We start from the raw sequence: 25409 nt of genomic DNA on the forward strand, positions 1-25409 counted from the left end.
CTCGCGCACGACGAATCACGGCCGGCGCGGAGGTGCCCTCAGCATTCGATGACGTTGACGGCGAGCCCGCCCCGCGCGGTCTCCTTGTACTTGACCTTCATGTCCGCGCCGGTCTCCCGCATGGTCTTGATGACCTTGTCCAGCGACACGTGGTGCACCCCGTCGCCGCGCAACGCCAGCCGGGCCGCGGTGATCGCCTTGATGCTCGCCACCGCGTTGCGCTCGATGCACGGAATCTGCACCAGGCCACCCACCGGATCGCAGGTCAGCCCCAGATTGTGCTCCATACCGATCTCGGCGGCGTTCTCCACCTGCTCCGGCGTACCGCCCAGCGCCTCGGCGAGCCCGGCCGCCGCCATCGAGCACGCCGAACCCACCTCACCCTGACAGCCCACCTCGGCCCCGGAGATCGACGCGTTCTCCTTGAACAACACACCGATCGCGCCCGCCGCGAGCAGGAACCGGACCACGCCCTCCTCGGAGGCACCCGGCACGAACCGGGTGTAGTAGTGCAACACGGCCGGGATGATCCCGGCGGCACCGTTCGTCGGCGCGGTGACCACCCGCCCGCCGGCCGCGTTCTCCTCGTTGACCGCCAGCGCGAACAACGTCACCCAGTCCATCGCGCGCAACGGATCCTGGCTACCGGTCTCCGCCTCCAGGCCGCGCCGCATCTCCGCCGCGCGCCGCCGGACCTTCAACCCACCCGGGAGTACGCCGTCACGGGTGCAGCCGTTCTCCACGCACTCGCGCATCACCCGCCAGATCTCCAGCAGCCCCGCCCGCACGTCCGCCTCGCTGCGCCAGGCCAGCTCGTTGGCGAGCATCACCTCACTGATCGACAGGCCGGTCTCCGAGGTGACAGTGAGCAGTTCCGCGCCGGTGAGGAACGGGTGCCGTACCCGGGTCGTGTCCGCCTTGATCCGGTCCGCCCCGGCGGCCGCCTCGTCCACCACGAACCCGCCGCCGACCGAGTAGTACGTGCGCGTCCGCACCTCGTTCCCGGCCGCGTCGTACGCCGCGAACGTCATCCCGTTCGGGTGGTACGGCAGCGAGCGCCGCCGGTGCAGCACCAGATCCGTGTCCGGGTCGAAGTCGATCCCCTGACTGCCGAACAGGTCGAGCCGCCGCTGGGTGCGGATCCGCTCCACGCGCGGCCCGACCGAGTCGGTGTCGACAGTCTCCGGGACCTCGCCCTCCAGCCCCAGCAGCACCGCCCGGTCACTGCCGTGCCCGTGCCCGGTCGCCCCGAGCGAGCCGAACAGCTCCGCCCGTACGCGCGCCACGTCAGCGAGCTGCCCGTCGGCCTTCAGGCCCGCCACGAACGTACGAGCGGCCCGCATCGGCCCGACGGTGTGCGAGCTGGACGGCCCGATACCGACGCTGAAAAGATCGAAAACACTGATCATGGCGCAATGCTCCTGTCATCGCCACGGACGACGGTCTTCGGTTCCGCGTGACCGCCCATGGCTGCCTGGTCCGCGGCGAACGATGCCGGAAGCTCCGCGTCGCGCTCAGTCGGCGGCGCCCGGCTTGAAGGATCGAGCCAGGAGGAGCAGGTTCGCGGGCTTCTCGGCAAGCCTGCGGGTGAAATACGCGTACCAGTCCTGTCCATACGGCAGATAAACCCGTACGCGGTACCCCTCCCCCGCAAGCCGCGTCTGCTCGTTCGCGCGGATGCCGTACAGCATCTGGACCTCGAAGTCGGTGGTGCTCCGGCCACCGGCGCGGGCGAGTCCGATGGCGCTGTCGATCAGGCGGGGGTCGTGGGTCGCCACCATGGGATAGCCCTGGCCCTGCATCAGGATCCGCAGGCACCTGTCGAATGCCTCGTCGATCTGACGCCGTCGCGTAAAGGCCACCGACGCCGGCTCCGCGTAGGCTCCCCTTGACCAGGCGCACCCGGCTCCCTGCGTACGCGAGGCGCTGGCAGTCCGCCGGGGTACGGTGCAGGCACGCCTGCAGCGCCACGCCCACCCAGGGAAATTCGGTACGCAGTTCGTCCAGTACGGCCAGCGTCAGGTCAACCGTGGTGTGATCCTCCATGTCGAGGGTCACCGTGGCGTCGGCGGCAGCCGCAGCGGCACAGATGTCGCGTGTCAGCCGATAGGCGTGTCGGCGACCGTTGTGGGGCAGCGCGCTACCGAGCGCCGACAGTTTCACCGACACCTCGGCCATACCGGGCATCCGCGTCGCGGAGAGCAGGCTGAGATACGCGTCGCGTACAGCGGCAGCCTGCTCGACTGTCGTCGTTCCTTCGCCGAGATGGTCGATCGTCACCCGCATCCCGGAATCGACGATGCGCCGCGCCACTGCGATCGCCTCGTCGTTGACCTCGCCGGCAACGAATCGTTGCACCACGCCCCGGGTCAGGGGGGATCCGGCCACGATTCTCCGGAGTCGGTGACTGCCGGCCGCCATCAGCAACAGCTTGTTCGGCAATTGGGGTCCTTTCTCGGGGCTGTTGTCGCCCTCAGGAAGCAGAGCGTGACGAAGTGATCTAGCACCCGCGGAAGCTCGGGTTCCCCGTACGGTCAGGAGGTGTGGCCGGGATGGAGGGGGTACCGATCGACGAGGCGAGCCACCCGCGTGCGTAGCGACGTGTCAGCCTCCTTGCCAGTCAGAGCACCGGCGATGATGTCGGCCACCTCCATGAACTCCGCTTCGGAGAATCCTCGGGTGGCGAGACCGGAGGTGCCGATCCGTAGCCCGGAGGTCACCATCGGCGGGCGGGGGTCGAACGGCACGGCATTACGGTTGACGGTGATGCCGACGCCTTGCAGCAGCCGCTCCGCCTGCGCGCCATCGAGATCCGCGTGACTCAGGTCGACCAGCACCAGGTGCACGTCGGTGCCTCCGCTGACCACCCGGATGCCGGCCTTCGCGACCTCGGCGGCGCCGAGACGATCGGCAACGATCTTCGCGCCGGTCAGGGCACGCCGCTGCTGATCCTGGAACTGCGGTTCTCCGGCGATCCGAAAGGCCACCGCCTTCGCGGCCACGACATGCGCCAGCGGACCGCCTTGCTGGCCCGGGAAGACCGCAGAGTCCAGCCTCCGCGCGAGATCGGTGTACGCGCTGAGGATGGTGCCGCCCCGGGGGCCGCCGAGGGTCTTGTGCGTGGTCAGGGTGACGACATGGGCGTGAGGCACCGGGTTGGGATGCAGACCGGCCGCGACCAACCCGGCGAAATGTGCCATGTCCACGAGCAGGTATGCATCCACCTGATCGGCGATCCGCCGGAACCGGGCGAAATCGAGCGTCCGAGGGTAGGCCGACCAGCCGGCGATGAGCAGCTTCGGCCGATGCTCGCGCGCCAGCTCTTCGACCTCGTCCATGTCGATCAGGTGGTTTTCGGCGCCTACGCGATAGCTCACGGCCCGGTACAGCCGCCCCGAGTAGTTGATGCGCATGCCATGGGTCAGATGACCGCCGTGAGCGAGGTCGAGCCCGAGGATGGTGTCACCCGGCTGGAGCAGAGCAGCCATCACGGCGGCGTTCGCCTGCGATCCGGAATGCGGCTGCACGTTCGCGTACGTGGCACCGAACAGCCGCTTGGCCCGGTCGATCGCCAGGCACTCGATGTCGTCGACATGCTCGCATCCGCTGTAGTAGCGCCGCCCCGGGTAGCCCTCCGCGTACTTGTTGGTGAGGGCCGATCCCTGCGCCTGAAGCACGGCTCGGGGCGCGAGATTCTCGGAGGCGATCATGCCCAAGGTCTCGTGTTGGCGGCGTAGCTCCCGGCCGATCGCCTCGGCGACGACGGGGTCGAGGTCGGCCAGATCATCGTCGAAGGCTGCCATCGGGGCCTACCGCGACTCGTTGGAGAAGGCGCGGTACTCGTCCGGCGACATCAGGGAAGGCACCTGCGCCAACCGGACCCGCAGAAGCCAGCCTTTGCCGTACGGATCGACGCCGATCAGGCCCGGATCGGCGATGACCGCCTCGTTGACGGCGACGACCTCTCCGCTGACCGGGAGGTACAGCTCCGCGACCGACTTCGTGGACTCGACCTCTCCACACACGTCACCGGCAGTCAGGTGGCTCCCCGGCTCGGGCAGTTGCACATAGATGACATCACCGAGCGCTTCGGCGGCGAAAGCGGTGATGCCTACTTCGGCCGGCTGAACCGAGTCGTTGACCCACTCGTGGTTGAGGCTGTACTTCAGGTGTTCCGGTACGTTCATGACGCTGAACCCTCGCAAGGAATGGCCGCGATCACCGCGGACGACGGTAGAACGGAAGAGGGACGATCTCGACGGGCTCGGTGGTCCCCCGGATCTGCACGGCCAGCCGGATGCTGTCGCCGGTGCCGGCACGGATGCCGGCCATCGCGATCGGTCGTTTGAATGTGGGTGACGGGGCGCCGCTTGTGATGAGGCCGACCGGATCAGCACCATGGCCGTCGTCGGTCAGCGTCACCACCTGCTGGCCCGCTCGGGGAATTCTCTGCCCGGACGCGACGAGGCCGACGAGCCGACGGGTGACGCCGCTCTTGTGGGCCTCGGCCAGCGCGGCTCGTCCGACGAAGTCGCCTGGTTTGACGAAGGACACCACCCGCCCCAGCCCGGCATCGAACGGGGTGACGTCACGGCCGATCTCTGCGCCGTACAACGGCATCCCAGCCTCGATGCGGAGGGTGTCGCGGCACGCCAGCCCCGTGGGCGTCAAGCCGTGACGCCGACCGGCCACAAGCGCTGCTTCCCACGTGCGGACCGCGTCTTCGGCGTGTACGAGCAGTTCGAAGCCGTCTTCGCCGGTGTAGCCGGCACGAGCCACGACGGCTGGCCGACCGTCGATGTCCAGTAGCGCTACGGTGTAGTAGCGGAGCCGGGTGAGTCCCGTACCGGTCAGGGCTTCCACGATGGGGGCGGCGCGCGGCCCCTGCACCGCGATGATCGCCCGCTCGTTCGTGCGGTCGGCGGCCCAGGCCGCGTAGTCCGCACAACGGGTCCTGATGGCCTCATGTACGACGCGTGTGTTGATGGCGTTGACGACCAGCAGGTACCGGTGCGATGCGAGGCGATAGGCAACGAGGTCGTCCAGCACCCCGCCGGCGGCGTCGCAGAGCATGGTGTAGCGCGCGCCGCCGATCGGTACGGCGGACAGGTGCCCGACCAGAGCGTAGTCCAGTGCTGCCGGGGCCTCCGGCCCCGACACCTCGAGCTGACCCATGTGGCTGAGATCGAAGAGGCCGGCCTGTTCGCGTACGGCGCGGTGCTCAGCGAGCTCACTTCCGTAGCGAAGGGGCATCCGCCAGCCGCTGAAGTCGGTGAACCGAGCTCCGTGTCCTATGTGCGATGCATGCAGAGGTGAGCGGAGCAGAGCCGCAGGATCCTGGTGCACGGGGGCGCTCCTCGTCCCGACGCACGCGGCGTCGAACGGTCGGTTGCCTCCCGCTCTGTCATTGACCTGAGAGCTTCACCGCTGCGTCAGCGGCTTGCACCGTGGGTGAGACGACGGTCGTCTGCTTTCCAGAGTCACCTCGCCTGCACGGTAATGGGGCCTGAGAGTTTCTTGGGAGTTTGCTCCTTCGGCGCTCCGAATGAACGGAGTCTCTCCCGTGCAGGTTCGAATGGTGTCTATGTAGTTGTGGGCCATTCGCAGGTTAGATGACGGCACATACCGCGTCAACATCATCCTGCCCATAGCTGATGCCTATATATCGCCGTCGGATCGCTACGACGCTGCGGGATGGGCGTGGGGATTGGCCCGCCACCATCGGGCGAAGGCAGCGTTGTCGTTGACGTGATCCAGGTAGGCCCGGGTGATGGCCTGGAACAGGGTGCTGCTCTGTGCAGAGGTCAGCGCATCGCGCCGCCAGACGACCATCAGCCTGGCCAGCAACTGCGGCTCCCCGCGCAGCGGCAGCACCCGAGTCCCGGCGGCCGGGGCCCAGGTCGGGTCGACCAGCCGGACACCGTCTCCGGCGGCCACCAGTGGGTGCGCGGCGCCACTCGGCGCTTCGTACCGGATCTTCGGCTCGAAACCTGCAGCGCGGCAGGCCCGTCGCAGCGAGGCAAGTGAGCCGTCGTCCGGCCCCGGCGGGCACACCCACGATTCGTTTCTCAGGTCGGCCAGCCGCACCTGCTCGTGGTGGGACTGCGGGTGGGAGGCGGACATGGCGACGAAGATCGGGTAACGGGGGATCAGTGGCCGGCTGGTGAGCGTGGGACCGATCGGCATCTCGAAGCCCTCAAGGATGCCCAGCAACGCGGCATCCAACTGGCCCCGGGTGAGTGCCTCCACCAACAGGCGCGAGGACGGCTCGATCTGCAGCGCGATCTCCGGATCCGGGAACGCTTCCGCGACATGACGTACGATACTGCCCGCGCAGGCGATGTGGACGGTGCCGAGTCGGAGCAGGCCCGGATTGGGGTGCCGGTCGCCGAAGTCCTCGACGAGCGCGTCGACCTCGGCCAGCACGACGCGGGCGCGCTGGAGCACCTGCTTGCCGAGTTCGGTCGGTTGCATACCGGTACGGCTTCGGACGAACAGCGGCCCACCGACCGTCTTCTCGATCCGATGCACCTGGGCCGTCAGCGCGGGCTGCGACAGACCCAGGCGGGCGGCGGCGCCGGTCACGCTTCCGGCCTCGGCGATGGCACTGATCGCCCGCAGGTGGCGCACATCGATGCCCATGACCGAGATTATGCACGCGACCGCAGGCGGCGCGGTGGCCACAGGCCAGGCGGGCGCGCCGCCCGGCGACTCCCGCCGGGCGGCGCGCTCATACCCATCACATGGGGTTCAGTAGCGCGTGCTCACCGTGGCGCCGGAGCAGGCGGTCTTCCCGTAGAGGCTGATGTAGTGGTACCCGGCGGCCGGGCTGGGGATGGCCAGCGACTCGGTGTTGCCGGCCCCGGCGGAGGAGCGGGTGGCGTTGCTGGTGGTGGCCCAGCTCGACGGACTGTAGTAGAGATCGCAGTTGCCTGTGCCGCCGGCCGCGGCAATGGTGAGGGTGCTGACGCCGGCGGGCAGGTAGATGTACAGGTAGTCGTAGTTGCCCGCGGTCGCGGAGCGTCCGCTGCGCTGGCAGTTGCGGTCGAGGGTACGCGTGTCAGTGCCGCCGCATTCCGGCATGGTGGTGCCGCCGCCCGTCGTGACCGAGATGGTCTGGGACGATCTCGCGGTCGCTCCCTGGTTGTCGGTGACCGTCAGCGAGACGGTGTAGGTGCCGGCCGCAGCGTAGGTCTTGCTGGGGTTGACGGTCGACGAGGTGCTCCCGTCCCCGAAGGCCCACTGCCGTGAGGCGATGCTGCCGTCGGCGTCCGTGGACCGGTCGGTGAAGGTGGCGGTGAGCCCACTGGTCGCCACGGTGAACGAGGCGGACGGCGGCTGGTTGGTCGGGGGCGGCGTGGTGCCCCCGCCGCAATCCCCTGCCGCGCAGCGCGTCAGCCAGGCGTCGAAGTCGGCGTCGTAGCGCGAGCCGATGGTGCTGGTGAGGTACGTGCGGGCGGCGTTGAATGCCCCCGATCGGTAGTATCCGAGCACTGTCGTCATGTCCGGCCGATGGGACTGCATCATGTACCGCACGGCCAGGTAGCCCCAGTTGTAGATGCGCGTCTGGTCGTTGTTGTAGGTGGTGTCGAACAGCGTGCGCAGCGCATAGGTGTGGTTGCCCGCCTGGTTCTGGGCGCTGGTGTAGGTGACGTTCCGGTAGGAGTAGGAGACGTACTCGGCGAAGCCTTCGATCCACCAGATGGTAGGTGTGGTGATGTTGGCGCTGAAGTCGCCGTACATGTTGAACCGGCCATCGAGGTAGTGGGTGTACTCGTGGTTGAGGTTCCAGATCTGGAAGGCCGGCCGGACCCACTCGGCTTCGTAGGCGATGAACCTTGCCTGGTTGCTGGGGTCCGACGGGTTGCCCTCCAGGTACATACCACCGTTGTTCGTATCGATGCCGTAGATAGCGCCCGCGTAGGTCTGGTAGTCGGTGCTCGAGTTGAAGACGACAACCTCGATGTCGGTGTTGACATCGCCTGCCACCGGCCCGCTGTCCCCGACCAGGCTGTGGAAGTAGGCGTCCTGGCCCTTCATGCTGGTGCAGGACTGGCTCAGTTCAGCCGAGGTCATGTCCTGCGCGACGATCTTGATCGATGGGCTGCATGTGTAGTTGATCGTCAGGACAGAGCTGGTCAGCTGGGCGGAGAGGTTGCAGGTGGTGTAGTAGGAGCAGTTGGCGACGTCGTATGCCTGGGTCATCTCGGCGACGCCGACCCAGAGCGGCGCGGTCGGGCCGGTCATGTTGCTTCGCGAGAGAAGCGCCGACGCCATCGGCCGCGCGATGGGCTTGAGCGGGGCGTGCTGCAGGAATCGTCCGAGTTCCCGGCCCGCGTTCGACGTGAGGTAGCCGTTGTCGGTGCCGAGGAGACCGGCGTGGGTGTTGGCGAAGTTGTACAGGTTGTCGAGCACGGTGCGGTCGCCCTGCACGGCGGAGACGAACGCGGGCACCTGGTGGCCTCGGAACAGCACCGTGTAGACGTTGTTGACCGCGTTGAGCATGTACCAGGACGAGGTGTACGACGAGTTGAAGCCGGTCAGGAGCCGGTTCACCACGAACAGGTATCGGGCGTTCTCCTGTGCGCTGTCGATGAGCGTCACCGCCTCCGCCAGGGTTTCACCGTTGGCGTCGGTCACGTCCCAGGCGCGTGCGTTCGCGAAGAAGGCGTCGAGCGCTGAGCGGATCGCGGTCTGCAGTGCCGGCCCGTACGTTCCGACGCTCGTGTCGTACCACTGCACGTAGTAGCCGGCCCGCAGGTAGAGAACGAGCTGGGGCATGCCGGTGGAGGGGTTACCCGGGTAGCCGGGCGAGCCGTCCCGCACGGCGTACGCGACGCTTGCCATCTGCGCCTCGCGGAAGGCGTTGTAGGCATCGCTGCCGGAGAGGCTGAACAGGCTGTTGATGCAGTCGACAGTGGATCCCTTGATCTGGCTGACCAGCGCCGATCCCGTTCGGCCGGTGAAGTCTGCGGGGCTGCAGGCGGCAGCGGCAGCGCGAGACCCGGCGTCCGACGGCCGAGCGCGTCGCTTCGCGGTTGCGGGGCGGTCGTAGTCGACGCGGGCGGCGTCCTTCGCGGCCGGCTGCGGCGGGCGCTTGTGTACGGGGAGCGCCTGCTCGCTCACATGGTCTACCCGGCCCTTGCCCCGAACAGTCGCATCGCCCGCTGCCGGCGGTGCCGCATCGGTCTTTCTGGCCTGCTGCCCGGGTGGCACGGGCCGCGCCGTGTTCGCGGCGGCCGGCGGCGCGATGATGCCGCAGGCGAGCGTCAGCGCGGTGAGCGCGCCGAACAGCTGACCTAGTCTTCGCCGCAATGGGTGTCCAGACATGCTCTCTCCTCGTGGGCGAGGGTGTGATCCAGCAAAGGCGCTGACGCACTTCGATGGATGCTTGGGGGGTGGACGCTAGCCAGGCGGCTCCGGCGGCCACAACGAGTCCACAGCGGGTGGTCAGGGTGGCCCGCCTGGGCCTAACCGGAACCTGTGAGCGATGCGTCGAGGGTCGTCGGATCGATCAGGCGACGTGATGGACAGATGACATGAAAGCGGGCGGTCCGGTCGTGCGATCGTCCAGGTGTCCACGATTCAGACACCGGACGGCAACCATGGCGACCATCTTGCTCATCGACGAAGACCACCGCTATCGGCGGCTACTCGGCGATCAGTTGACGCGCTTCGGTCATCTGGTCACCGAGATCGCCCTCCATGAGAGCGGGCGGACGCTGTCCGACCTGACCTGCCACACCCACCGGAGGCCGGATGTCGTGATCGTAGACCCGGTCGTGCCGGCGGTGGACGGGCTGCTGCTGATGCGCCTGCTGTGTGTCGCGTCCCGCCGCCCGGTTCTGGCACACAGCATCAGGAGTATCGACGATGACGTCGTCCGCATGCTGCGCGCCGGCGCAGACGGATTCCTGCCGAAGCCGTGTCCACCCGCGGTGGTTGACGCCTCCGTCCGCGCTCTGCTGCGCCGGGTTCCGCCGGCACCGCCTCCGGCGCCGTCCGAGGTCGGCGCTCTTCGCATCGATGTGGCAGGTCGCAGCGTCTCAGTGGACGGACGACCCGTGGCGCTGACGCGTACCGAGTTCGAGCTTCTCGCCTATCTTGCGGAGCACCCCGGCCGGGTGGTGCCACGGTCGCAGCTACGGACGAGGATCCGCGCGGAGGGCCTGCCGTCGGCGGCGTCCCTCGACGTCCTGCTGTCCCGTCTGCGGCGCAAGCTGGGCGAGCGCTCGACAGGCACGAAATACCTGCACACCGCTCGGGGGCGGGGAGTCTCGTTGCGACCGGTTCCGGCGCGGGAGCAGATCACGCAGACATCCGGGAGCGATGCGGCGCGTTGATCGCCGATCGTTTCTGGGCCGCGCCGCGGCGCACTTCATGGAGGACCGCGATGCGTTGCGGCAAGGGACGTGGTCCGGCGGGCCGTTACCAGACGAAGCAGCATGACGAGGGACGAGTGTGATGTCATGGGGAAGACCGGTCATCGGCCCGCCGAGCGACAACTCGCTTACACGTTCGGGGGTCGGATACCAGTCGCGCATCTGCGCTCCGGTGACGTGCTGGAGGTGTACACCGAGGACTGCTTCGGTGGCCGGCTTCGCAGTGTGTCCGACCTGTCGTCCTGGATGTTGGAGACGCCGCATCTGAATCCGGTCTCCGGACCCTTCCTGATCGAGGAGGCCGAGCCCGGTGACACACTCGCCATCCACATCGTCTCGATCGTTCCCGCGCGAGACTGGGGGGTGTCGTCCACGCCTCCACACATCGGCGCGCTCGGATCCGGTGTGCGAGCGCTCGCGCTTGGCGCACCGGTCGAGGCGCGGGTCTGGTTCTACGAGATAGATCGTCGGGCTGGACGGTCCGGTTCCAGCCGACGAGAACGGACCATGCGGTGGACCTGCCGCTGGAGCCGACTATCGGCACCATAGGCGTGTCTCCCGGGAGACTCGAGGCTCGGTCCACCATGGTGCCTGATTTCTACGGCGGGAAGCTCGACATCCCCGAGGCGCGTGCGGGGCGCGACCCTGTACCTGGGTGTCAACGTTCACGGGGCGATGCTTGCGCTCGGTGACGGCTACGCTCGCCAGGGGCACGGCCAGGCCTGTCCGGCCGGTGTGGCGATCGCTACCGTCACCACTGTCGCCATTGAGGTGATCAAGGGATGGCAAATTAGTTGGCCACGGTTGGAGACCGACCTCGATCTCATGTCGATCGGCTGCGCCCGTCCTCTCGATGACGCCTATCGAATAGCTCACCAGGATCTGGTGAGCTGGGTCGGATCCTTGGCGGGGCTGGAGATGCTGGACGCTCATCAGCTCGTCTCGCAGGCAGGGCGGTCGGCCCTCGGCAACGTGCTCCCCCATCCTGCTACCGCCTACGACGACGCACACGATCGGCTCAAGCGGACCGCCGCCTCGGCGGGATAGCGGTCGTCGATCCCTCCACGCACCGGGGCGTGCTTGCTGGTCGATGAGAGTGCTGTTCGTCGTCGCGAGGCGCCGTCAGACAAGCTGATGGGTGCCTCGACCAGCGCGGCTGGAAAACGGGGCTCTCCATCGCGAACGTCGAGTAGGTGCCGAGGATAACCTCGAAGAGGCGGTCGGCCTGTTCGGCACTCATGCGACGGCGATGCCACCAGAGCGTGAGGTGCATGCGCAGCGGTTCCCCGGCGAGGGGAACGACTGCGACTCCCGGACCGCCATGGGAGGTCGGCTCCACCAGCTGAACGGCGCGTCCGGAGCCGACGAGCTGCCGCCCGCCGCCGCTGGGCACGTCGAACTGGATTCGCGGGGTGAAGCCTGCCTTGCGGGCCGCCTGCCAGAAGGCGGACAGGGAACCGTCCTCTCCGCCGGGCGGCCTGATCCATGCCTCTTCTTTGAGCCCTTCCAGGGGGATCTCCCGAAGACCCGCCGCCCGGTGGGCGCTGGAGACAGCGACGTACACCGGGATTGCCGACGCGAGCACCCGCTCACCTAGTTCCTGCGGGAGTGGAATCTGATGGGACTCCGCAATCGCCAGCACCGCCACATCGAGGTCGCCGTGCACCAGTCGCTGGGCGAGCCTCAGGCTGGACGGCTCGACGCACATGGAGAAGGAGATATCCGGGAAGCTCGTCTCCAGACAATGGAACAGAGACGAGACGCACTGCATGTGCACCGATCCAAATCGGATCGTGCCCGCCGGGCCGGCGATATTTCCCCTCAACGCGTCCATTTCGGCGACCAATAGGCGGGCTCGTTGGAGGAACTGCTCTCCGAAGGTGGTGGATCGAGCGCCACCGCGCCCGCGCTGGAATATCTGATGACCGACCATCCGTTCGACACGCTGAAGCAGGGTCGTGACGGAGGGCTGCGAGATCCCCAGTCTGGATGCTGCTTTCGAGATGCTTCCGGTATCGGCGATCGCGCAAACGACTCTCAGATGCCGGATTTCCAGATCCATGCGTGCACCCTATCCATCCGGGTTCAGGCCGGGTAGTCGCTACTCCCCCGTCCTCGCGCGAGGGCATGTCGTCAAGAAAGCGTCGCAGTCTCGGTGGCAATGGCGGGCGGAAGCTTCGCGAGCATTCATGAACCGTCATTGGGCTCGGGGTGGTGACCCGGCGGCTACGGCTCACTGGGGAGAGGCCGGCGGGACGGCCCCGCTGCCCGAGATATCCGTCGTGGCGTCGCGGCCTTCACCGCGAGGACCGGGCAGGAGACCCGGAGCAGGATCTCCTGTGCGGTCGAGCCCAGGATCAGCTTGCCGATCGGGCTTCGATGCCGGATTCCGATGACTACCAACGACACGTCCTGCGCCTCGGCGAGATCGGCTATCTCCTCGGCGGCGTCCCGACCCTGCATGAGCTGCCTGATCGCGAACGGTACCCCGGACGCGGTCAGCTCGCGGGTCACCGCGTCCAGGTCGGGCTGCTGAGCGAAGCAGGGATCAACGTAGGCATCTCCCCGCGAGGTGTTCACCACGAGCACCGGCTCGTCGCGGAATCGCGCTTGTCCGATCGCGGCCTGCAGGGCTGCCATTCCCATCGGGGATGGAACGTATCCCACCAGAACGGTCACCCTGTCACCATCCTTGCACGCCGGCGGAGGACGAACCGCCGGACCAACGGCCAGAAGAGCACCACCAGCACGGTGGTGTAGATCAAACCCGACACCCAGCCACCCAGCAGCCCGTGCCACTCTCCACCGGACAGCTGCAACGCCCGGCGGCCCTGCAGTTCGGCGCGCGGAGCCAGGATCACCCCGACGATCAGCGGCAGGATCGGCAGCCCGAACCGGCGCAGGCCGAAGCCGAGCAGGCCGAGTACGAGCAGCAGGAAAAGGTCGAACGGCTGTGCGTTGACGGCGTACGCGCCCATAGACGCGAAGAAGAGGATGCCGGCGTAGAGATACGGTCGAGGAATCCGGAGCAGCCGCGCCCAGGCGGGCGCGAGCGGGAGATTCAGCACCAGCAACAGCAGGTTCCCGACGAAGAGGCTGGCGATGAGCGTCCAGACCAGACCCGACTCCCGCTCGAAGAGCAGCGGGCCGGGTTGGATGCCGTACTGCTCGAAGGCGGCCAGCATCACCGCGGCGGTGGCGTTGGTGGGCAGGCCGATGGCGAGCATCGGTACCAGCGTGCCGGCGGCGGACGCGTTGTTGGCCGCCTCGGGGCCGGCGACGCCTTCGATCGCTCCCCGGCCGAACTCGTCCCGGTGCTTGGACAACTTCTTCTCGGTGGCATACGACAGGAACGTGGGTATCTCAGCGCCGCCCGCGGGTAGCGCCCCGAACGGGAATCCGTAAGCGGTGCCGCGCAGCCAGGGCTTCCAAGACCGGCGCCAGTCGTCGCGGCCCATCCATGGCCGGCCGACCGGGATCACCTCGGCCGGACGGCGTCGGAGGTGCGCGGCGATCCAGAGCGCTTCGCCCACGGCGAAGATCCCGACAGCCACCACAACCACGTCGATGCCGTCTGCGAGCTGCGGCACGCCGAAGGTGAGCCGTTGTTGACCGGTCACCCTGTCGATCCCCACCACTCCGATGACCAGGCCGATCAGCAACGAGGCGAAACCGCGTACCCGGGAGGCGCCCAGCACCGAGGTGACGGCGACGAACGACAGCAGCATCAGGGCGAAGTAGTCCGGCGCGCCGAGGCTGACCGCGAACCGGACCACCGGCGGGGTGATGACCACCAGCAGCAGGGTGGCGATGGTTCCGGCGACGAACGACCCGATCGCGGCGGTGGCCAGCGCCTGCGCTGCCCGGCCGGCCTTGGCCATCTTGTTGCCCTCGATCGCGGTCACCACCGACGAGGACTCACCGGGAGTGTTGAGCAGGATCGACGTGGTCGATCCGCCGTACATTCCGCCATAGAAGATGCCGGCGAACATGATGAAGGCCTGGGTGGGCTCCATGCCGTACGTCACAGGCAGCAGCAGCGCCACTGTCATCGCGGGGCCGATGCCCGGTAGTACACCGACCGCGGTGCCGATGGTGACACCGAGAAGCGCGATGAGCAGGTTCATCGGCGTCGCCACGTGGGCGAACCCGTCGAGAAGCGAATGGAGGTTCTGCATCTACAGGATTCCTCGCAGCACGCCGGCGGGCAGGTTGACGCCGAGCCCGATGGCGAATGTGTAGAACGTGATGAGCGAGAGCCCCACGGCGATCAGCAGGTTCCGGACGTGGCTGCGGCTGCCGAGCGCGAACGCCGTGCCCCAGAAGAGCAACGAGCCACTGATCACCCAGCCGAGCGGCTCGATCAACACTGCGTTGGTCAGGAACGCCGCGAGGAGAAGCAGGACGGTGCGCCAGTCGACAGGAGTGGCCAGGTCGACGTCCTCGCCGGCCTCCGGCTCGCCGACGCCGCCACGAGCCACATCGACGGCGTAGACCACCGCGACGGCCATGAGCAGCGTGCCGAGCAGGATCGGCACCGGTCGTGGGCCGAGCGGGTCGGTGCTGCTCACCGCCTGACCGATCTGGGTCGCGTCGACGACGACCATGATCCCGACCAGCGCCAGGAAGACGCAGACGACGTACTGTGCGCGGTCCGGCTTCGACGCATCCGCTGCGGAACGCGGCGCGTCGTCCGCTCGTGCCGCGTCCGACGGCTCAGGCGCGCGCTGGATCGGGATGTCAGACAACGCCGGGAACCGGGACGGCGAACCGCCGTCCCGATCCGATCGGCTCGGCCGGCCGGTCATGCCAGGCCGAGTTGCTTGAGCAGGTCAGCCACCGACCTGTCCTGCTGGGTGAGGAAGGCGGCGAACTGATCGCCCGTGACGAACGCGTCGGTCCAGCCCCGCTTGGTGAGTTCGGTCTTCCACTCGGCGGAGTCGTGCATCCTGGTCAACGCATCGATCCACAGCTTCTTGTCGGCGTCGCTGATGCCGGGCGGTGCGACGATGCCCCGCCAGTTGGTGAAGACGAGGTCGATACCTGCGGACTTCAGCGTCGGTACTTCCCGTAGCGCGTCGACCGGCGCTTCGCTGGTCACCGCGAGAACCCGGAGCTGCCCGGCCTCGACCTGATCGAGGAACTCCCCGAACCCACTTGCGCCGAAGGCCACCTTGCCTCCGAGCAGGGCTGGCAGCAGCTCGCCCCCGCCGTCGTACGAGATGTAGTTGACCTGTCGCGGGTCAATGCCGATGGTCTTGGCCAGTTGCATCGGCAGCAGGTGGTCGGGGCCTCCGGGGGACGAGCCGCCGCCGACAGCGAGGCCCTTCGGGTTGGCCTTCCAGGCCGTGACCAAGTCGTTGATCGTCCGGTACGGCGAGTTCTTCGGCACGACGACCGCGCCTGCTTCCTCGATCATTTTGGCCAGCGGGGTGGTATCAGTCAAAGTGGCCGACGACTTCGAGGTGTACGAGGCTCCGACCACTCCCAGCCCCATCTGCATCGCGAGCTTGCCGTTGCCCTTCTCGTTCACGATGCGCTGCAGTCCGACCGTGCCGCCTGCTCCGGGCAGGTTGAACACCTGCACGCCAGCGGCGATCTTGGCATCCTCCATCACCTTCGCCGCCGTGCGGGCCGTGGTGTCGTATCCGCCACCGGGGCTGTTCGGCACCATGATGCGTAGACCGGTGATCGGCTTGCCGTCGCCGCCGGCGCCCGCCTCGCCCTCTTCTGCCGTGGCGCCGCAGCCCACCAGGGCGACCGCCATGGTTGCGGAGACGCCCACGAGTAGCGCATTTCTTCTGGTTGCCATCATGTTTCTCTTCCGTTTCGATTCAGACCGGCGGCAAGATGATGACCCCGGCGCAGGCTCCCCGTCTGCCTTGTGTCACCAGCGGAAGTTGAGGTCTTTGTGGTCGCGGTCATGCCTCGGCGTCGTACGCTCGCCGGGCAGTTGCTCGCTCTCCAACTCGCGATCATCGTCGTGGTGCTCGCAGCGGTGGCGGCCGTGTCGCTGGCGCAGTCGGCGGCCACCTTCAACCGGGTCGAAGGCCGCCGTGTCGCTGCCCTCGGCGAACAACTCGCCGGGAACCCGCTGCTACGGGACCGCCTCGACCGGCCGGCGCCCGGGGAGACGATCGCGTCCCTGGTGCAGAACCTGCCGGTTCAGGCGAACGTGACCACCGTCAGCGTCGCCGATGACAGCGGACGGATAGTCACCTCCACCAACCCGACGCTGGTGGGCAGCCTCATGGTGCTCGGTGATCCGAGGGTCGCCGGCGGTCGGAGCTGGTTCGGTGAGCTGGCGGTGGGCAGGGCACGCGAGCTGGTGGCGCAGGTGCCGGTCCTGGGCGACCGCAAGAAGGAGAACCTCGGGCGGCATCTGGGCGTGGTGATGGTCGGCGAGGCACTTCCGTCCTGGTGGCAACGGCTGGTCGGCGCTTCGTCCTACCTCTTCACCTACCTCGGCATAGCCAGCGCCCTCGGAGTGCTCGGATCATGGCTGCTGGCCCGGCGCATCAAGCGGCAGACCCTCGGCCTCGAACCGCGGGAGATCGCCGGTCTGGCAGAGCACCGGGAAGCGCTGCTGCACGGCCTAGCCGAAGGGGTCATCGCGCTCGATCCGCAACACCGGGTCACGCTGGTCAACTCTGTCGGCCGCCGATTGCTCGACCTGCCCGAACATTGCCTCGGCCGCAGCCTGTCGGAGCTACGGATCGAGGGCCGGCTACGCGACGTACTCACGGGGGCGGGCAGCGCGCGGGAGACGCGGGACCAGGTCGTGGTGCGGGGCGGCCGGGTGCTCGTGATGAGCCGGATGAGGGTGAACAAGGACGGCCGGCGGCTCGGCTCGGTCACCACACTGCGGGACCGGACCGAGCTGGCCCGCCTGGAGCAGGAGATCGGTTCCTTTCGCAGTACCACTGAGTCGCTGCGCGCACAGACACACGAGTTCGCGAATCAGCTGCACACCATCTCCGGGCTGATCCAGATCGGTGAGCACGAGGAGGTGGTCCGGTATGTCGAGGCGCTCAGCCGGCATCGCGCCTCCCTGGACCTCGCGGTGACGAGCCGGATCCACGACACTGCGGTGGCAGCTCTGCTCACGGCCAAATCGGCGGTCGCCGCCGAGCGCCGCGTGGAACTGCGGATCTCTGAGCGGACCAGGTTGGGCCGGCTGGACATGGCGGTATCAGCCGATGTGGGTACGGTGTTGGGCAACCTCGTGGACAACGCCGTCGAAGCCGTCGCAGGAGGCCGGAATGTCTCCCCCGCGGACTCGGGCGCCTGCCCGGACATCAACGGCAGGCCGGGCGCCGGAAACCAGTGGGTAGAAGTCGAGTTGCGTCAGGATTCCGCATCGATCGAAATCGTCGTCCGCGACTCGGGGCCGGGGATCGCTCCCCGACTGGCGCAGGAAGTGTTCGCCCACGGTTTCACGACGAAAGCGGCAGAGGGCGGTGAACGGGGTATCGGCCTCGCGCTCACCCGCATGGTCTGTCACCGCCGCGGTGGTGAGGTCGCAGTGACGAACACCGAGGAGGGCGCGATGTTCACCGCGCGAATGTCGGTAGCCCCGCTGGAGGCAGGGCCGTGATCGACGTGCTGATCGTTGATGATGACTTCAGGGTGGCCCGGATCCATCGCGGTTTCGTCGAACGGCTCGAAGACTTCCGGGTCGTGGCAACCGCGAGCACCGGGGAAGAGGCAATCGCCGCGGTGGAGCAGTTGCGCCCAGACCTGGTGCTGCTCGACTTGTACCTTCCGGACATGTTCGGCCTCGACGTGGTCGCCAGGCTGCACACCGCCGGGCATGACTGCGATGTCCTCGTTATCAGCGCTGCCCGGGAGAGCGACAATGTACGCCGGGCGGTGCGGTACGGCGCGGTCAACTACCTTCTCAAACCATTCAGCTTCGAGGAACTGCGGGGCAGGCTCGAGCAGTATGCCGCGCGGCGCAGCACTCTCTCGAAGAGCATGGTCTGCGACCAGGGGGATATCGACCGGGCGCTCACGTCGAGCAGCCCGATCACCGGCTCGTCCGCTCTCCCCCGCGGCCTCAGCCCAGAGACTGCCGGACTGGTGGAGGAGATCCTCCGGAAGCAAGCGGGAACCCTCTCCGCCGCCGAGTGTGCGCATCAGATCGGCATCTCCCGAGTCAGTGCCCGCCGTTACCTCGAACACTTCGCCGTAGTCGGCCGGGCCGCAGTAACACTCAGGTACGGAAACACCGGACGGCCGGAACGCCGTTACCGCTGGACGGTCCGTTCTGGATCTTGAAAGGTCAACTCGTTCATTGCAACTCGGCCTGTCAGCGTGGTCGTCACCGTTAATCACCCCAGGCCCGGGTGATGGGGCATTTCGATGAGGTGGGTTGTCCGCGCGGTGGGCGAGTGTGAGGCGGTACGGCGGCAGGCGGTTGGCGTGCTTCGCCGCCGGGGGGTCGGTTCCGGAGATCACGGCCGTGCTGCGACCCGCCTGTGGTGCAGCAGGGCGACCTCGGTCAGCTGGGCTCCGACGTCGGTGACCAGCAGGCTGCCGGCTGCTCCCGAGCCGATCGCGGCGGCGCGCACGGTGTCGATGAACACCAGGCGGGAGGGTGCGAGGACCGTCTCGACGACGCGGCGCATCACGGTCTGGTCGTGTTCGCCGGCTAGGACCGGGCGGCAGGCCGCGACGACACCGCCGGAGGCACCGGTTCGCTGAAAAGACGGATCAAGTGGGACAGCAGGATCACGCAGCCGTCGGCGTCGACGATACAGCCGCGCCGGATCAGAGAACCGGCGGAGGTAGACGCGTCCCCGCACGGCGCGCTGATGGTGCCGCGGTGCGCCGCCCAGACGCCGATCGAGCTGCTGCCGAGGCCAATCGCGACCGCGGTCTGCGGGGCAGAGCGACACATACCGGCAGCGCGCTGGTCGGACGAGAGGACGTTCGCGGGCACGGTTACACCGATCACTTCCATTGATACAAGCGTTTACCGAATCCCGTCGTCGCCGCTGAACAGCTCAGTGAAAGCGGTCGGATCCGGCGCAACTTCGTCGCGCTCGTTGCCGATGCCCGGCAACCGGCCCGCGGTCACTGGCTGCGGTGCGGGCCGGATGACCGAGACCTCGGTCGACCGCTTGAGTGCTGTCGTGGCCCTTCCTGTTCTGGACGGCTATGGTGGCCGACATGGATGACGGGCGCGGCTTCGGGGGCGTCGGCCGGCGAGTTGCGGTGCCGACGTTGCTCGTCTGGGCTGTGCTGGTGTTGGTCGTGTCCACCGCCCGGGACATCGGGTTGTGCATCGTCTTCCGGCTGACCCGCCGTGCGGTCCCGGGCTGTGTACCGGCGTGGTCGGCGGACCGGGCCCCGCCGACGTGGACGCTCACCGCCTGAAGCCGCCCGTTGCGCGGCGTCGGACACGACGCTGCCCCTCGGCTGGGAGCACCATGCCACCCTTCATTCATGACTTTCGCTTCTGCATGCCCATTGACCTGCCGGCGACGTCGCTTCCCTTCGTTAGCCCTCGACACCTGGTCCCCGACGTACCCGGGTGGACGACATGCTGACCGCCGGCGCCTACGCTCGTCCGGGCGTACAGTCGTGCCTTGCCCTTGACCTCGGAACGTCCACCGTCCGGCTGTGGACGCCGCAGGCTGGAACGGTGATCACTGAACCGACGGTGCTCTGCCGCCCCAGCACCGACCGGCACGTGGCCGGACGAGCCGCGCTGACCGCTCAGACCCGCGGTGTGACCGCCACGTGGCCGGTGCGCAACGGCGTGGTGCGCGACTTCTTCGCCTGCGTGCACCTGCTCCGGTTGCTGACCGCCGATCTCCGCCTACCTTCCGACACCGCCTATCCCGTACTGGTCGGTGTGCCGGCGACCGCGACCCTGCGCCAGCGCAACGTGCTTGTCGCCGCGGTCCGCCGTGCCGTCGGCGGACGGGTCAATGCAGTGGAGGAGCCACTCGCGGCTGCTCTGGCCTGCCGTCCTGACCCGGGCGGTGACGTGGTCGTGGTGGACATCGGATCCGGACGTACCGAAGTGGCACGCATCTGTGACCGCAGCATCGTCGCGGCGGAGCGTGTCGATGACGCCGGATCCGTCGACCGGATCCCGGCGATCGCCGACTGTGTGCGCCGTCTCGACCGTCCGCGGGGTGGTCAGCGGCGGCTGCTGCTCACCGGTGGTGGTGCGACCGCCGCCGGAGCCGCCGCGAGGTTGGCCGCGCTGACCGGCCGCTCCATCACGATGCCCGCCGAACCGCCGCTGGCCACGCTCACCGGCCTGCGCCGGCTACTCACGAGCTGACGTGGGCCGGTCCCGCATCCGTATCCACTTCCCGGCCGCGGTTGCGGTCGTCTTCTTCCGGAGTTTGTCATGGACGTCGAATTCACACCGCTGCCGGGCATCGGAGAGTGCCACGCATTCACCACCGTCACCGGTCATCGGGTCGGCGTTGTCACCCACTACGCCGGCGGTCGACGCGAGCTGATCCACGGCGTCAGCGACGATTCCGATGCCACCTGCAGCCTGACCCTCTCGCGTAGCGAGGCGATCGCGTTGGCGGGACTGCTGGGCATCCTGGACGTCATCGACGTGGATGTCACAACCACTCGGCAGCCCCGCCATCCGGCTGCCGGGTGACGGGGCTGAGTGCTGCCATGATCAGCGGCCGCGCCGGCGACGAGGCCGGCGCGGCCGCTGCCGCGGCATTCCGTCAGCCCTTGTGTTTCTGCTGGAAGGGGACGCAGAACCGGGTATGCGGTAGCACTTCGAGCCGTTCGGCGGGGATGAGGCCGCCGCATTTTTCGCAGCGGCCGTAGCTGCCCTCGGCGATGCGTCGCAGCGCACCGGTGATCTGTTCGAGGTTGTGCCGGGTGGCCGTCAACAGTGCCGCCCGGTTGTGTGCTTCGCCGGGGTCGCCGGTGTCGGCCGAGATCTCCGTCAGTTCCTTGAGCCGGTCGTCTGGGCGGCGAAGTCCTCGCTCAGCGACGCACGGAGGCCGGCGAGCCAGCCCTGATCGGATACTTCGATGTCGACGCTCATGTACCGCTTTTTGGTCGGGAGGCCGAAAGTGCTTCGGGAAGCAAGAGGGCGGAAGCTCGAACGGCTTCGCCCTGGCGATCGGTGGGTGTCGTGAACTACCTCGCTCGCCGTGGGTCTCGACCCGACGGCTGCGGGCTGCGTTGCCCAGTCGCCGTCCTGCTCGAGGAGCAACCGTCGGAAACTGCGGCGATCGGCCGCGGGGCCGTGAGATGGACAGCTTTGAACGCCGCCAACGCAGTGACGGTGTGCGAGCGAGAGCTCGCCACCAGCATCGGACCACCTTGAATTGATCGTTCCGGACGTTCGGCAGGGGCTTCGGCAGCGCTGACGCACCCGCTAGCGCAGCGGGTCGAACGGCGCCAGCTCCGCGGGCACCTCACCCTTGAGCACCGCTTGGGCCACCAACTGTCCGGTGATCGGCCCCAGGACGATGCCCCACATGCCATGGCCACCGGCGACGAACACCCGCGGCGCGGCGGTCGCGCCGATCAACGGCAGGCCGTCAGGAGTGCACGGCCGGGAACCGACCCACTCGTCGCGACGGTCATCAAGGTTCACCCCGTTGAGCAACGGCCGCACCGCGTCGACGACGGCGGTGATGCGTCGCGGGTCCAACTCGTCGGCGGGCCGGCGGAACTCCATCATCCCGGCTACCCGCAACCGGCTGCCCAACGGAGTACAGGCGACCCGCTGCGCCGGGAAGTACAGCGGGCCGGCGGGCATCCGTTCGACAGGCACGCTGAAGCTGTAGCCGCGCCCGGCCTGCACCGGGCGACGTACGCCGAAGCGTGCCGCCAGCTCACCGAAGGCCGCTCCGGTGGCGATGACCACAGCGTCATGGCGGCGCTGCTGCCCGAATGGGCCGGTGACGCGGACGTCCGTGGTTGCCGGCTGCAGACCGGTCACCTCGCTGTTGTCGAGGATGCGGCCGCCGCGGGCCCGGACCGCATCCGCCAGCGACGGGATGAACTCGGAAGGGTTCAGGTACCGCTGCCCGAAAATCTGGACGGCGGCACCGACCCGGTCGCTCAGAACGGGCTCCATCGATCGGACCACCTGTCCGGTCACCGGGCGGAAGGTGACGTCCTGACCGGCGTCGCCCATCTGTTCCAGCTCGTCCAGCAGCCCACGGCTGTCACGCTCGCGGGCGAAGCAGGCCAGGAAGGGTTCCGCCGGCGTCGTCACGGCGCTCACACCGCCGGCCGCGAGGGCATCGAAGGCATCCAGGCAGCGCTCGTTGAGGGGGACGTAGGCGGCCATGCCCCGTCGCCACCGCCGGGCGGTGCTGTAGAACACGAACGACAGCAGGAAACGCCACAGGTCACGGTCGGCCCGCAGCGGCAGGTACACCGGGGATCGGGCGCTGAGCACCGCGCGTAGACCGTAACGCAGCACCGCAGGTTCCGGCAGTGGGGCGGTCAGCCCCGGGGTCAGCCAGCCGGCGTTGCCCCACGACGAGCCGGCGCCAGCGTGATGACGCTCGTAGACCGTCACCCGTGCGCCGGCTTCCTGCAGGAACCAGGCCGTGGACAAGCCGACCATGCCCGCTCCGATCACCGCGACGTCACACGGTGAGCCGCGCACGAACGCGGGAGTGCCTGTCACGCCGAGCTCGTCAGACATACCACTCCTCTGCTGCGCTGTGCCGTCTCGACAGCCGTTGGGTAGCTGGGCGCGCCATCCGGGCCTGCTTTCCGGCCATGATCGCCTGGTCACCGCATACCGGGCCAGGGCTGTGGCCGGTCAGCTGATGCGTCACACCTTGCCGACGCTCGGAAACCATCAGGCGACGGCAGCGCGACGACAATCTCGCCCAGCCCGGGCCCGTTGTCGCTGACCTGGCAGGTCAGCACGTCGTGGTGCTGCCACAGACGCACCTCGCCGCCGCCCCCGCCCAGACCACGCACTCCATCAACATTGGTCGATAGCTGCGGGCCTGGTCGAACAAGCGGCCGTCACCGGCGAATCATCGGGGTTAGGAGTTCTAAAAGCTGGCCGGCCGACCGGTCATGGCAGACGGCGCCTACCGCGGCAATCCTGAGGTAATCATCCCGTACCGCAAGCCCGCTGACGGCAGTGATCTGCCCGAGTGGAAGGCGGACCTGAACAAGCAGGATCGCTCGGTCCGAGCGCAGGTCGAACACGCCCTGGCCCGCATGAAATGCTTCAAGATCCTGCGCGACTACCGCCGCGCCGCCCACACATTGGCCGACACCGCATCCGGCATCGCCCACCTCCACAACATCATCCTGGCCGGCTGATCCAGGAACCGTTGCGCGGCAACGCCATCACCGAGTTACGAGACATCCTTAGACGCACTCACATGTCGCAACGGGGCACCCTGCGATTAGCAGGTCGACTCGGGCAGCGGGCTTCGAGCGCCGGGTCACATCACGACGCGGACACCAGGCCAGCGTTCGGTGGGGCGGTGGCGGGCGAGTCGCCGCCGGGAGATCTCCGCGCTGGCCCTGGCCGGGTTGCGCCGCCACACCCCATCGAGCAGATCGTCGGGGCCGTGGGGCGCGCATACCGTGATCTGGTCATGCGCGTCGAGGCGTACGGCCACGGCGGTGGCGTACTCGGGCCAGGTGGCAATGGCATCGGCGACGGTCCGCAACGGCGCCACCGGACCTCCGCCGAACTTGGCCGGGTACCAGGTGTGCACCGCGGCCTGGTTTTTGCCTCCCACGGCGGATTCGGCTAGCGCGGATGATCACGGGCGACCTCCTCGCCACCCGAGCCCCGGGCGGCGGCGCCGCGTGCCGCGGCCGCCGGGGGACTTCGGCCGGTCGCGATGTACGCCCGGCGATCGGCCGTCTCGTGACACGCTGCCGTGGGGACGACCCGGACGGGAGCGGAAGTAATGACCATCGGTATCGCGGTGAACGGCAGCTGATGGGCCGAGCGGTGATCATGCTGGCCGCGGTGGCGGCGGCCGTGCTGGTGGACGTGCTCAGCGGCGTACTCGTCAACCGGATCGCCCATGGTCGCTACAAATGGCTGCTGGCGCCGCTGCGCCAGGCCTGCCGCCGCCCGACGACCGCCGTTCTGCTACTCGCTGGCCTCTACGCCGCGCTGCCGGGAGGGCCGGGCCGGTGGCTGCGCGAGGGCCGGCACGCCGTCCTGTTGCTGCTGATCGGCAGCGTCGCCTTGCTGGTGGTCAGGGCGCTGCACGTCGCCGAGATCGTGGCGTTCAGCCGGCTGCCGGCCGGGGTGATGGCCGACCGTCGGATCCGCCGCACCCGCACCCAGATCCGGCCGGTGCGACGGTTGACCTCGACGGCGGTCACGATCGTCGCGATCGGTCTGATCATGACCACCTTCGAGCCGATACGCCTGTTCGGCATCTCGGTGCTCACCTCGGCCGGTGTGATCGGCGCCGTGATCGGCCTGTCCGCCCGGACCGCGCTGGGCAACGCCTTCGCCGGCATCCAGGTCGCCTTCGCGGACGGCCTCTACATCGGTGACGTGCTCGTCATCGACGGCGAGTGGGGTCGCGTCGAGGAGGTGAAACTGACTAACGTGGTGATCCGGCTCTGGGACGACCGCCGGCTCATCCTGCCCACGACCTACTTCACCGAGCGCCCGTTCCAGAACTGGACGCGACACGAGACCCGGGTGGTCGGCAAGGTCCAGATCCACGTCGACCACACCGCCAACCTGGACGACCTGCGCGTCGAGGCGCAGCGCCTGATCGAGGCGTCGCCGCTGTGGGACCGGCATCAGTGGGTGCTTCAGATGGTCGATGCCAACCCGCAGACCGTCGTCATCCAGATCCAGGCGTCCGCCGCCGACGGGCCGAGCGCCTGGGACCTCCGCTGCGACCTGCGCGAGGCGATGGTTCGCTACCTGCGGGAGAAGCACCCGCAGTGGCTGCCCCGCACCCGCAGCGAGTACAAGCCCTGATTCCGCGCCCGGGATGCGGCATTCGCGTTGCCGACCAGCAGCCGGGCCGTTAGACCACCATAGGGCTGACACGCAACGAAGGT

The 25409-nt window shown here is 68.2% G+C and carries 23 protein-coding genes, 3 pseudogenes and 1 riboswitch; of the genes and pseudogenes, 9 read left to right on the top strand and 17 right to left on the bottom strand.

Annotated elements, in window-relative coordinates; genetic code table 11:
* Positions 1-38: 38 nt before the first annotated feature.
* The 7 genes and pseudogenes from CLT75_RS12195 to CLT75_RS12225 all read right to left on the bottom strand — a co-directional run bounded on the left by CLT75_RS12195 (position 39) and on the right by CLT75_RS12225 (position 9216).
* Entirely contained in the window at positions 39-1409 is a 1371-nt protein-coding gene (locus tag CLT75_RS12195) for an L-serine ammonia-lyase (RefSeq protein WP_135240902.1), read from the bottom strand.
* Positions 1410-1514: 105 nt separating this feature from the next.
* A pseudogene (locus CLT75_RS12200) lies at positions 1515-2442 on the bottom strand (proline dehydrogenase family protein).
* Between the two features lie 92 nt (positions 2443-2534).
* Positions 2535-3803: a serine hydroxymethyltransferase gene (gene glyA, locus CLT75_RS12205; protein WP_135240903.1), complete on the bottom strand. Its 1269-nt coding sequence runs from the start codon at positions 3801-3803 to the stop codon at positions 2535-2537.
* Between the two features lie 6 nt (positions 3804-3809).
* A complete protein-coding gene (gcvH, locus tag CLT75_RS12210) occupies positions 3810-4187 on the bottom strand; it encodes a glycine cleavage system protein GcvH (RefSeq protein WP_128138908.1) in 378 nt (125 codons plus the stop codon).
* Between the two features lie 31 nt (positions 4188-4218).
* Positions 4219-5346: a glycine cleavage system aminomethyltransferase GcvT gene (gene gcvT / locus CLT75_RS12215; protein ID WP_135240904.1), complete on the bottom strand. Its 1128-nt coding sequence runs from the start codon at positions 5344-5346 to the stop codon at positions 4219-4221.
* Positions 5347-5484: 138 nt separating this feature from the next.
* Positions 5485-5574: riboswitch (glycine riboswitch) on the bottom strand.
* Between the two features lie 105 nt (positions 5575-5679).
* Positions 5680-6642, bottom strand: a complete 963-nt coding sequence (locus CLT75_RS12220; RefSeq protein ID WP_135240905.1) for a LysR family transcriptional regulator — start codon at positions 6640-6642, stop codon at positions 5680-5682.
* Between the two features lie 108 nt (positions 6643-6750).
* The gene (locus tag CLT75_RS12225) at positions 6751-9216 is read right to left on the bottom strand and encodes a collagenase (protein ID WP_486485146.1); all 2466 of its coding nucleotides are present in this window, start codon (positions 9214-9216) and stop codon (positions 6751-6753) included.
* 389 nt (positions 9217-9605) lie between these two features.
* Between CLT75_RS12225 and CLT75_RS12230 the strand changes: the two genes are divergently transcribed.
* Both CLT75_RS12230 and CLT75_RS12235 read left to right on the top strand, forming a co-directional pair.
* Positions 9606-10343 carry a response regulator transcription factor gene (locus tag CLT75_RS12230; RefSeq protein WP_051611145.1) on the top strand — a complete coding sequence of 246 codons (738 nt, stop codon included), beginning with the start codon at positions 9606-9608 and terminating at the stop codon, positions 10341-10343.
* Between the two features lie 126 nt (positions 10344-10469).
* Positions 10470-11429: pseudogene (locus CLT75_RS12235) on the top strand (acetamidase/formamidase family protein).
* Here the strand turns inward: CLT75_RS12235 and CLT75_RS12240 are convergent.
* The 5 genes from CLT75_RS12240 to CLT75_RS12260 form a co-directional block, all read right to left on the bottom strand.
* Positions 11401-12444, bottom strand: coding sequence for a LysR family transcriptional regulator (locus CLT75_RS12240; RefSeq protein WP_135240908.1), 1044 nt, complete (start codon positions 12442-12444; stop codon positions 11401-11403). The pseudogene CLT75_RS12235 and the gene CLT75_RS12240 overlap by 29 nt on opposite strands.
* A 164-nt stretch (positions 12445-12608) precedes the next feature.
* Entirely contained in the window at positions 12609-13061 is a 453-nt protein-coding gene (locus CLT75_RS12245) for a universal stress protein (RefSeq protein ID WP_135240909.1), read from the bottom strand.
* The gene (locus CLT75_RS12250; RefSeq protein WP_013476179.1) at positions 13058-14560 is read right to left on the bottom strand and encodes a tripartite tricarboxylate transporter permease; all 1503 of its coding nucleotides are present in this window, start codon (positions 14558-14560) and stop codon (positions 13058-13060) included. The genes CLT75_RS12245 and CLT75_RS12250 overlap by 4 nt, the downstream gene beginning before the upstream one ends.
* A complete protein-coding gene (locus CLT75_RS12255) occupies positions 14561-15130 on the bottom strand; it encodes a tripartite tricarboxylate transporter TctB family protein (protein WP_435589881.1) in 570 nt (189 codons plus the stop codon).
* Positions 15131-15186: 56 nt separating this feature from the next.
* The gene (locus CLT75_RS12260; protein ID WP_435124117.1) at positions 15187-16167 is read right to left on the bottom strand and encodes a Bug family tripartite tricarboxylate transporter substrate binding protein; all 981 of its coding nucleotides are present in this window, start codon (positions 16165-16167) and stop codon (positions 15187-15189) included.
* 168 nt (positions 16168-16335) lie between these two features.
* Between CLT75_RS12260 and CLT75_RS12265 the strand changes: the two genes are divergently transcribed.
* Positions 16336-17979 carry a sensor histidine kinase gene (locus CLT75_RS12265; protein ID WP_486485147.1) on the top strand — a complete coding sequence of 548 codons (1644 nt, stop codon included), beginning with the start codon at positions 16336-16338 and terminating at the stop codon, positions 17977-17979.
* Positions 17976-18662, top strand: coding sequence for a response regulator (locus CLT75_RS12270; RefSeq protein ID WP_013476175.1), 687 nt, complete (start codon positions 17976-17978; stop codon positions 18660-18662). Before CLT75_RS12265 ends, CLT75_RS12270 begins: the two co-directional genes overlap by 4 nt.
* Before the next feature lie 176 nt (positions 18663-18838).
* On the opposite strand, the gene CLT75_RS32605 is transcribed toward CLT75_RS12270, so the two are convergent.
* Both CLT75_RS32605 and CLT75_RS12275 read right to left on the bottom strand, forming a co-directional pair.
* Positions 18839-19012: a hypothetical protein gene (locus CLT75_RS32605; protein ID WP_157539094.1), complete on the bottom strand. Its 174-nt coding sequence runs from the start codon at positions 19010-19012 to the stop codon at positions 18839-18841.
* A gap of 23 nt (positions 19013-19035) precedes the next feature.
* Positions 19036-19347: a hypothetical protein gene (locus CLT75_RS12275; RefSeq protein WP_051611147.1), complete on the bottom strand. Its 312-nt coding sequence runs from the start codon at positions 19345-19347 to the stop codon at positions 19036-19038.
* A gap of 209 nt (positions 19348-19556) precedes the next feature.
* On the opposite strand from CLT75_RS12275, the gene CLT75_RS12280 reads away from it, so the two are divergent.
* The 3 genes from CLT75_RS12280 to CLT75_RS12290 all read left to right on the top strand — a co-directional run bounded on the left by CLT75_RS12280 (position 19557) and on the right by CLT75_RS12290 (position 21018).
* A complete protein-coding gene (locus tag CLT75_RS12280; RefSeq protein ID WP_230650299.1) occupies positions 19557-19763 on the top strand; it encodes a hypothetical protein in 207 nt (68 codons plus the stop codon).
* A 166-nt stretch (positions 19764-19929) separates the two neighbouring features.
* The gene (locus CLT75_RS12285; protein ID WP_148062122.1) at positions 19930-20682 is read left to right on the top strand and encodes a rod shape-determining protein; all 753 of its coding nucleotides are present in this window, start codon (positions 19930-19932) and stop codon (positions 20680-20682) included.
* A gap of 69 nt (positions 20683-20751) precedes the next feature.
* Complete coding sequence (locus CLT75_RS12290) at positions 20752-21018, top strand: cation:proton antiporter regulatory subunit (RefSeq protein WP_135240913.1); 267 nt, start codon at positions 20752-20754, stop codon at positions 21016-21018.
* A 73-nt stretch (positions 21019-21091) separates the two neighbouring features.
* On the opposite strand, the gene CLT75_RS33175 is transcribed toward CLT75_RS12290, so the two are convergent.
* Together CLT75_RS33175 and CLT75_RS12300 are read right to left on the bottom strand one after the other, a co-directional pair.
* Entirely contained in the window at positions 21092-21262 is a 171-nt protein-coding gene (locus CLT75_RS33175) for a TraR/DksA family transcriptional regulator (RefSeq protein ID WP_230650302.1), read from the bottom strand.
* A 494-nt stretch (positions 21263-21756) separates the two neighbouring features.
* Positions 21757-23043, bottom strand: a complete 1287-nt coding sequence (locus CLT75_RS12300; RefSeq protein ID WP_036311788.1) for an NAD(P)/FAD-dependent oxidoreductase — start codon at positions 23041-23043, stop codon at positions 21757-21759.
* A gap of 368 nt (positions 23044-23411) precedes the next feature.
* Between CLT75_RS12300 and CLT75_RS12305 the strand changes: the two are divergent.
* A pseudogene (locus CLT75_RS12305) lies at positions 23412-23681 on the top strand (transposase family protein); the annotation flags it as partial.
* A 125-nt stretch (positions 23682-23806) separates the two neighbouring features.
* Here the strand turns inward: CLT75_RS12305 and CLT75_RS12310 are convergent.
* Positions 23807-24109: a nucleotidyltransferase family protein gene (locus tag CLT75_RS12310; RefSeq protein ID WP_082931039.1), complete on the bottom strand. Its 303-nt coding sequence runs from the start codon at positions 24107-24109 to the stop codon at positions 23807-23809.
* 206 nt (positions 24110-24315) lie between these two features.
* Here CLT75_RS12310 and CLT75_RS12315 point away from each other — a divergent pair, with 206 nt between their 5' ends.
* Complete coding sequence (locus tag CLT75_RS12315; RefSeq protein ID WP_486485148.1) at positions 24316-25326, top strand: mechanosensitive ion channel family protein; 1011 nt, start codon at positions 24316-24318, stop codon at positions 25324-25326.
* The last annotated feature ends 83 nt before the right edge of the window (positions 25327-25409 follow it).

It is taken from the genome of Micromonospora sp. CNZ285, assembly GCF_004637285.1.

Bases quoted from the DNA above. Each gene is read 5' to 3' on its own strand.
- CLT75_RS12195 (WP_135240902.1), bottom strand. From the start codon at position 1,409: ATGATCAGTGTTTTCGATCTTTTCAGCGTCGGTATCGGGCCGTCCAGC.
- glyA (WP_135240903.1), bottom strand. From the start codon at position 3,803: ATGGCAGCCTTCGACGATGATCTGGCCGACCTCGACCCCGTCGTCGCC.
- gcvH (WP_128138908.1), bottom strand. From the start codon at position 4,187: ATGAACGTACCGGAACACCTGAAGTACAGCCTCAACCACGAGTGGGTC.
- CLT75_RS12220 (WP_135240905.1), bottom strand. From the start codon at position 6,642: ATGGGCATCGATGTGCGCCACCTGCGGGCGATCAGTGCCATCGCCGAG.
- CLT75_RS12230 (WP_051611145.1), top strand. From the start codon at position 9,606: ATGGCGACCATCTTGCTCATCGACGAAGACCACCGCTATCGGCGGCTA.
- CLT75_RS12240 (WP_135240908.1), bottom strand. From the start codon at position 12,444: ATGGATCTGGAAATCCGGCATCTGAGAGTCGTTTGCGCGATCGCCGAT.
- CLT75_RS12250 (WP_013476179.1), bottom strand. From the start codon at position 14,560: ATGCAGAACCTCCATTCGCTTCTCGACGGGTTCGCCCACGTGGCGACG.
- CLT75_RS32605 (WP_157539094.1), bottom strand. From the start codon at position 19,012: ATGCGCCGCGTCGTCGAGACGGTCCTCGCACCCTCCCGCCTGGTGTTC.
- CLT75_RS12275 (WP_051611147.1), bottom strand. From the start codon at position 19,347: ATGGAAGTGATCGGTGTAACCGTGCCCGCGAACGTCCTCTCGTCCGAC.
- CLT75_RS12280 (WP_230650299.1), top strand. From the start codon at position 19,557: ATGGATGACGGGCGCGGCTTCGGGGGCGTCGGCCGGCGAGTTGCGGTG.
- CLT75_RS12285 (WP_148062122.1), top strand. From the start codon at position 19,930: ATGCTGACCGCCGGCGCCTACGCTCGTCCGGGCGTACAGTCGTGCCTT.
- CLT75_RS12290 (WP_135240913.1), top strand. From the start codon at position 20,752: ATGGACGTCGAATTCACACCGCTGCCGGGCATCGGAGAGTGCCACGCA.
- CLT75_RS12300 (WP_036311788.1), bottom strand. From the start codon at position 23,043: ATGTCTGACGAGCTCGGCGTGACAGGCACTCCCGCGTTCGTGCGCGGC.
- CLT75_RS12315 (WP_486485148.1), top strand. From the start codon at position 24,316: ATGGGCCGAGCGGTGATCATGCTGGCCGCGGTGGCGGCGGCCGTGCTG.